The organism is Variovorax sp. GW458-11-26-14-LB1, assembly GCF_059423965.1.
On the sequence record NZ_JBWKYW010000042.1, the window covers coordinates 51,417 to 58,141 of the forward strand.

9 protein-coding genes are annotated in these 6,725 nt (G+C 69.1%); 3 read left to right on the forward strand and 6 right to left on the reverse strand.

The window, feature by feature from the left end:
• Positions 1-47: 47 nt before the first annotated feature.
• Both AC07YS_RS23680 and AC07YS_RS23685 read right to left on the reverse strand, forming a co-directional pair.
• Positions 48-998, reverse strand: a complete 951-nt coding sequence (locus AC07YS_RS23680; RefSeq protein WP_489060593.1) for a bestrophin family protein — start codon at positions 996-998, stop codon at positions 48-50.
• 133 nt (positions 999-1,131) lie between these two features.
• Positions 1,132-1,854, reverse strand: a complete 723-nt coding sequence (locus tag AC07YS_RS23685; protein ID WP_495269181.1) for a hypothetical protein — start codon at positions 1,852-1,854, stop codon at positions 1,132-1,134.
• Between the two features lie 114 nt (positions 1,855-1,968).
• On the opposite strand from AC07YS_RS23685, the gene yiaA reads away from it, so the two are divergent.
• Positions 1,969-2,409, forward strand: coding sequence for an inner membrane protein YiaA (gene yiaA / locus AC07YS_RS23690; protein ID WP_062482786.1), 441 nt, complete (start codon positions 1,969-1,971; stop codon positions 2,407-2,409).
• Positions 2,410-2,421: 12 nt separating this feature from the next.
• Here yiaA and AC07YS_RS23695 read toward each other — a convergent pair whose 3' ends face one another.
• Genes AC07YS_RS23695 through recA form a run of 3 tightly spaced genes read right to left on the reverse strand, consistent with a single transcriptional unit; the run spans position 2,422 to position 4,473 of the window.
• Positions 2,422-2,865: an SRPBCC family protein gene (locus AC07YS_RS23695; RefSeq protein ID WP_495269182.1), complete on the reverse strand. Its 444-nt coding sequence runs from the start codon at positions 2,863-2,865 to the stop codon at positions 2,422-2,424.
• Positions 2,834-3,307 carry a recombination regulator RecX gene (gene recX / locus AC07YS_RS23700; RefSeq protein ID WP_495269183.1) on the reverse strand — a complete coding sequence of 158 codons (474 nt, stop codon included), beginning with the start codon at positions 3,305-3,307 and terminating at the stop codon, positions 2,834-2,836. Before recX ends, AC07YS_RS23695 begins: the two co-directional genes overlap by 32 nt.
• A 56-nt stretch (positions 3,308-3,363) precedes the next feature.
• Positions 3,364-4,473: a recombinase RecA gene (gene recA / locus AC07YS_RS23705; RefSeq protein ID WP_062482792.1), complete on the reverse strand. Its 1,110-nt coding sequence runs from the start codon at positions 4,471-4,473 to the stop codon at positions 3,364-3,366.
• A 146-nt stretch (positions 4,474-4,619) separates the two neighbouring features.
• Here recA and AC07YS_RS23710 point away from each other — a divergent pair, with 146 nt between their 5' ends.
• Positions 4,620-5,105, forward strand: a complete 486-nt coding sequence (locus AC07YS_RS23710) for a MarR family winged helix-turn-helix transcriptional regulator (protein ID WP_062482795.1) — start codon at positions 4,620-4,622, stop codon at positions 5,103-5,105.
• Positions 5,106-5,167: 62 nt separating this feature from the next.
• Positions 5,168-5,842: a response regulator transcription factor gene (locus AC07YS_RS23715; RefSeq protein WP_056575150.1), complete on the forward strand. Its 675-nt coding sequence runs from the start codon at positions 5,168-5,170 to the stop codon at positions 5,840-5,842.
• A 26-nt stretch (positions 5,843-5,868) separates the two neighbouring features.
• Here AC07YS_RS23715 and AC07YS_RS23720 read toward each other — a convergent pair.
• Positions 5,869-6,725, reverse strand: an 857-nt coding sequence (locus AC07YS_RS23720) for a hypothetical protein (protein ID WP_495269184.1), incomplete at its 5' end; no start/stop codon positions are given.

Genomic DNA, 6,725 nt, shown 5'->3' on the forward strand with positions numbered 1-6,725 from the left:
TCTTTCTTTCGGGAAGGGGGAGGCCGGCACCGCGCGCGCGGCGGGTGTCAGCGCAGGAAGTAGTCGACCGGCACCAGCGGCGCCGGCGCCGGGGCGCCCACCGACTGGCACAGGTCGATCTCGAGCGTGCGGCACAGGGCCTCGAGCGGCAGGTCGTTCGACTCGGTGCCGAAGGGCTCCTCGATCTCGTCGCCGAGCGCATCCAGGCCGAAGAAGGTGTAGGCCACGATCAGCACCACCACCGGCGTCATGAACCCGACCGAGTCCACCAGCCCGAAGGGCAGCAGGTAGCAATACAGGTACGCCGTGCGGTGCAGCAGCAGCGTGTACGAAAAGGGAATGGGCGTGCTGAGGATGCGCTCGCACGACGCAGCCGCCGCGCTCAGCGCCGACAGCGTGCCGTCGACACCCGCCGCCAGGGCCGGGTCGATGCGCCGCGCGCGCAGCGCTTCGCGCAGGTCGGCGCCCATGTGCATCAGCAGCGCATGCGGCCGGTTGGCGACCTGCGTCAGGCCCTGCCATTCCGTCTCGCGCAGGAAGGGCCGGGTGTCAGCCGCGGCATCGGTGCCGCGCAACTGGTGGCGCAGCGCATGAGCAAACGCCGCGGCGCGCAGGGTCATGCGCACGCGCAGGTCGTCCAGGCGGCGGACGGTGTCGGCGCCGGCGTTCACCGGCGCATCGCCGTCGATGAGGCTCTGGCACTGGCGCGCCAGGTTGCGCGAGCGCAGGATCACCTCGCCCCAGAGCTTGCGCGCCTCCCAGAAGCGGTCGTAGGCCGCGGTGTTGCGAAAGCCCAGGAAGATCGCCAGCGGCAGGCCGAGCAGCGCGAAGGGCACGGTGCCGAGCGGAATCTTGATGGAGCCGAAGCGCCCGTGCAGCACCGTGACGACGATGGCCACGATCACGTTGAGCGTCAGCGCCGCGGCGATGCGCGGCAGGACGGAGCCCCGCCAGGACAGAAACAGCTTGAGCCCGGACGGGCGTTTCCGGACGATCATAAAAGCGGGGGGCAGGGGAGACAGGCAGGCATGGAGGCCGCGCACACCGCAAGGCCCGCGCGGGCGCTGATTGTCGCCGAGGCGTCAGCGCCGCAGCAGCTGCACGCCTCAAGACCAACGAAGACGGTCGGGCTCAGCGCACGAGCCACAGCCCCACGCCCAGCAGGACGGCCTGCGCCACCAGCGCGATGTAGAAGAGCTTGCGCGAGGGCGTCGCCATCTCCTGCAGCACCTCGTGGATGCGGCGCGTGAGCAGGGCGCGCAGGGCAGGGTCTTCGCCCGTCGCCGGCGTCGTCGCACCGTGCGCGGCACGCTCCTGCTGCCACTCGGCCAGCATGTCGCTCAGGGGCAGGCGGCCCAGCACGAAGCCGACCACCGCGCGCACGGCCCGGCCTTCGCCGAGCACCGGCGCGAGCTGCTGGCACAGGGCGTCGGGCGAGAGCCAGTCGGCCACGCGCTGCAGGCCGCCGTGCGTGCGCGGCATGGCTTCGATGCGGCCCGCGATGGCGTCACCCAGGCGCTGCGACACGGCCTCGCCGCGCGCCGCGACCAGGTGCTGCATCGCGCGGGCGCGGCCCCGCTGCACGCCGAGCAGGAAGTACACGCCGACGAACAAAGACAGCAGCACGGCCACCAGCAACGGCGGCGACATGATCAGCGCCAGGATGGCGCCCGCGCCACCGGCGCGCGCCGCCGGGATGCCCGGGCCCTGCAGCTGGCTCAGGTAGTAGAAGAACACGCCGCCGCCGAGAAACAGGCCGATCAGCGCGCCCTTGATGGCCGAGCCGGCGAAGGCGAAGCCGGCCTTGGCGCCGGTGCGAACGAGAGACTGCGGGTGGGCGGGTTGCGACGACATGAAGGGTTCCTCCGGTTTTTCTGGAAAGCCGCCTCCTGGGAGGCCGGTCGCTGGCGATCATGCCACCGCCTTCCCGCACCATAATCGCGCGACACAACAACGAGGAGGATCGTCATGGGAACCGTCAAGTTTCAGAAACCGACCGGCGCATTCGTCGCCGCATCCTGGGCCGCGCTGATCATCGGCGCCATCGTGTACCTGCTCGGGCTGTGGAATGCCGCGATGCAGCTCAACGAGAAGGGCTACTACTTCACCATCCTCATGTACGGCCTGTTCTCGGCCGTGTCGCTGCAAAAGACGGTGCGCGACCGGCTCGAGGGCATCTCGGTCACCGGCATCTACTTCGGCCTGTGCTGGGTCTCGCTGCTGCTGTCGGTGGGCCTGCTGGCCGTGGGCCTGTTCAACGCCTCGCTGGCTGCGAGCGAGAAGGGCTTCTACGCCATGGCCTTCCTGCTGAGCCTGTTCGGCGCGGTGGCGGTGCAGAAGAACGTGCGCGACATCGCCGCGTACAAGGCCGAGAACCCGCTGGCCGACGACGTCACGGCCACCGAGTAAGCCAGGCCGGGCTCAGCCCGCCTCGAGCAGGCGGCGCAGGGCCTGCAGGTCGCGCGCGATCCATCCGGCGTCGCGCGCAAAGGCCGCATCGTCCATGTGCGGCTGGCGCAGCAGCGAGAACTGCAGCTCGCACACGCCGGGCGCCACGCCGATCACGCGGAACGGCAGGTAGACCTCGGGCACGCCTTCGGGCGCCACCCAGTGGTCGAGCACGCCGAACTCATTGGGCGGCGCAAAGCGCATGCGGGCCTCGCCGCTTTCGGGCGTGCGCACGATCCAGTGGTCGCCGTGCGGCACCAGCGCGCTCTTGGCGAGGCCACTGGCCCAGTCGGGCAATCGCTTCGGGTCGGACGCGAGTGCGTAGGCGTCGCGCCATTCGCAGTGCACGCGCTGCGTGATGACGCGGGACAGGGCCGCGTCGCCTTCATTCGCCGGAGGGGTCGTCGCTGGGGTCATCGAAGTCGCTCCTGAGCACCTTGGACACGACAGCGCCCGAGAAACCGCGCGCCATCAGGAATCGCATCTGTTTCGCGCGCTCCTTCGCATCGGCGGGCGGCGCGTCGAAGCGGCGGCGCCACAGGGCCGTGGCGCGCTCGACTTCCGTTTCTTGCAAGCCGGCCACCGCCTGCGCGATGGCTTCGGGCGCGATGCCCTTGGCCTGCAGCTCCTGCTTCACGCGCAGCGCGCCCGAACGGGCCGCGCGCTGGTGCAGCACCGAGGCGACGACGCGCGGCTCGCTGATGAAGTCCTTGGCGGCCAGCTCGTCGAGCGCCTTCGCCAGCGTGCCGGGCTCTTCCTCGTGCTTGGCCAGCTTGCGCTCCAGCTCCGCGCGCGAATGCTCGCGCTGGCTCAGGAGGCGCAGTGCGCGGCCTTTGAGGGAGGGGGCGCTGAAGGCCATTCGGGGGTGGGTCGCTCAGACGGCCCACGCAACACGCGAAGGCCGCCCCGTCGAACTTACTCTGCCGCCTTGTCAGCCTTCGAGGCCTTGGCGGGCTTCTCGGCCTTCTCGGGTTCGCTGCCGGCGTCGGCCGCGAGCAGCGGAATGCCCAGCGACTCGCGCACCTTGTTCTCGATCTCGCGCGACAGGTCGGGGTTCTCGCGCAGGAACTCGCGGGCGTTGTCGCGGCCCTGGCCGATCTTCTCGCCGTTGTAGGCGTACCAGGCGCCCGACTTGTCGATGATCTTGGCGTTCACGCCCATGTCGATGATCTCGCCCTCGCGGCTGATGCCTTCGCCGAACAGGATGTCGAACTCGGCCGTCTTGAACGGGGGCGACACCTTGTTCTTCACCACCTTCACCTTGGTTTCGTTGCCGATGGCTTCGTCGCCCTTCTTGATGGTGCCGATGCGGCGGATGTCCAGGCGCACCGAGGCGTAGAACTTCAGCGCGTTGCCGCCCGTGGTGGTTTCGGGCGAGCCGAACATCACGCCGATCTTCATGCGGATCTGGTTGATGAAGATGACCATGCAGTTGGTCTTCTTGATCGTGGCCGTGAGCTTGCGCAGCGCCTGGCTCATCAGGCGGGCCTGCAGGCCGGGCAGCGAGTCGCCCATTTCGCCTTCGATTTCGGCCTTGGGCGTGAGCGCGGCGACCGAGTCGACCACGATCAGGTCGACGGCGCCCGAGCGCACCAGCGAATCGACGATTTCGAGCGCCTGCTCGCCGGTGTCGGGCTGGCTGATCAGCAGGTCGGACAGGTTCACGCCGAGCTTCTGGGCGTACTGCACGTCGAGGGCGTGCTCGGCGTCGACGAAGGCGCAGGTGCCGGCCTGCTTCTGCATGGAGGCGATCACCTGCAGCGTGAGCGTGGTCTTGCCCGAGGATTCCGGGCCGTAGATTTCAACGACGCGGCCACGGGGCAGGCCGCCGACGCCCAGGGCGATGTCCAGGCCCAGCGAGCCGGTGGAGACCACCTGGATGTCTTCCAGCGCCTCGCCTTCGCCCAGGCGCATGATCGTGCCCTTGCCGAACTGCTTTTCGATCTGGGCCAGCGCGGCCTGCAGGGCCTTGGCCTTTTCACTGTTGGCGACCGAGATGCTTGCGCCCTTGACGACTGCGTCCATGTGGAAATCTCCTTGAATATCAACGGTTTGTGTCGGGATTCATCCATCTGCTTTTAACCACAGGCTGGATGCTTGAACAGTAGTGTAGGGGCTCATGGCGTTTCGCAAACCCACTTTAAAGTCAGTTTGCCTTACCATCTGAAGCCATGGCCGACCCCGCCTTTCCCACCGATCCCGACGCCTGGCGCCAGACCCACCTGGGCCGCCTGCTGGGCCATGCGATGCGCCGCTTCGACGAGCGCGTGCTGGCGCTCATGGCGCACGACATCGACGTGCCGCTGGCGCTGTCGAACCTCGCGGCGCGCGCGCAGGTGAGCGCGGCGCACATCCACATCACGCGGCACCTGGCGCGCGAGGGCTCGCGCCTGACCGAACTGGCCGAGCGCGCCGGCATGACCAAGCAGGCCATGGGCACGCTGGTCGACCAGTGCGAGGCCTGGGGGCTGGTCACGCGCGGGCCCGACCCGCTCGACGCGCGCGCACGGCGCGTGCTGTTCACGGCCGACGGGCTGGCCTGGCTCGACGCCTTCCGCCGCGCCGTGACGCAGACGGAGCGCGAGTTCCGCGCCAGCGTGGGCGACGAGATCGCCACCGTGGTAACCATCGGACTCGAAGCCTATACAGCGGGCTAGACTCGCGTTGAGACAAATGTGAACTGCGCCGGCATGGCGCCTGAATCCGCCGGAGGTGGCTCATGCGAATACTGATTGCCGAAGACGACCAGGTGCTGGCCGATGCCCTGCTGCGCAGCCTGCGCACCTCGGGCGCGGCGGTCGATCACGTGGCCAACGGCTCGCAGGCCGACACCGCGCTCATGACCCACAGCGAGTTCGACCTGCTGATCCTCGACCTCGGGCTGCCCAGCCTGCACGGCATCGAGATCCTCAAGCGCCTGCGCGCGCGCGGCTCGCAGCTGCCGGTGCTGGTGCTCACGGCGGCCGACAGCGTGGAAGAGCGCGTCAAGGGCCTGGACCACGGCGCCGACGACTACATGGCCAAGCCCTTCAGCCTGCAGGAGCTCGAGGCGCGCGTGCGCGCCCTCACGCGGCGCGGCATGGGCGCCACCAGCAACGCGATCCGCCACGGCCCGCTGGTCTACGACCAGGCCGGCCGCGTGGCGACCATCGACGGCAAGATGATCGAACTGTCGGCGCGCGAACTGGGCCTGCTCGAGGTGCTGCTGCAGCGCGCCGGCCGACTGGTCAGCAAGGACCAGCTGGTGGACCGGCTGTGCGAATGGGGCGAAGAGGTGAGCATCAACGCCATCGAGGTCTACATCCACCGCCTGCGCAAGAAGATCGAGAAGGGACCGGTGCGCATCGCGACGGTGCGCGGGCTGGGCTACTGCCTCGAGAAGATTCCCGGTTGAGCGTGCCCTGCCCGCGCGCAATGCCGTCAGGGCTGCTTGCGCAGATTGACGAGCAGCGTGGCGCCAGTGTTCGAACGGATCAGGAACATGAGGCTGCGGAAGTAGCCGTTGCTGTCGTACACGCCCGCCGGCACCAGCCCGATGATGGCCGGCCCGGCATAGCTGCCGGTGGCGGCGGGGGTGAGCTTGCAGTCGTTGGTGCTGGCCGTGGCGGTATTCACGGCCTTCAGCGTGAGGCTGTACATGTTCTTGGCCGAGCCGGGCTGCGCCAGGGCGACAGTACCCGAGAGCGTGCACTGGCCGATCTGCACGCCGCTCGTGCTGCCAGTGAACACGCCCTGACCATCGACCTGCACCGTCACGCCCAGGCTCGGGCTGCTGTCGGTGTTGGACCACGTGCCGGTCATGCTCGCCTGCGACACCGCCAGCGCGTTCTCGATCGTGTAGGCCAGCGGGCCGACATCGGACGGCCTGCGGTTGTCGTAGGCGTAGGTGCCATCCACCGACTTCTTCGGCGCGAAGGTGCCCGAGCCCGTCACCGGATATGCGTTGGGCGGAACATACAACTCGGTGTCCAGGTTGAACGACCAGTCGAGCCCCGTGACCTTCAGCGAACCCCACATCGTGCCCCCGAGGAAGCTGCCCGCCAACGAACCGTTGGTGCCGACGAAGGCAATGCCTCGCACGCCCGCGTAGATGCCTTCGCTGTCGTTGCCCACCGCGGCGGTGGAGCCGGGCTGCGGCGCGCTCAGCGAGGGCGACGGCTCGGAGCCCGGCACGGCGGCGCGGTTCTCGGCCGGTGCGGGCGCGGGCGCCGGGGCTGGGGAGGGCGCAGGTGCGGGCGCCGGAACCGGTGCGATCGGCAGCATCGGCATGCCACCGC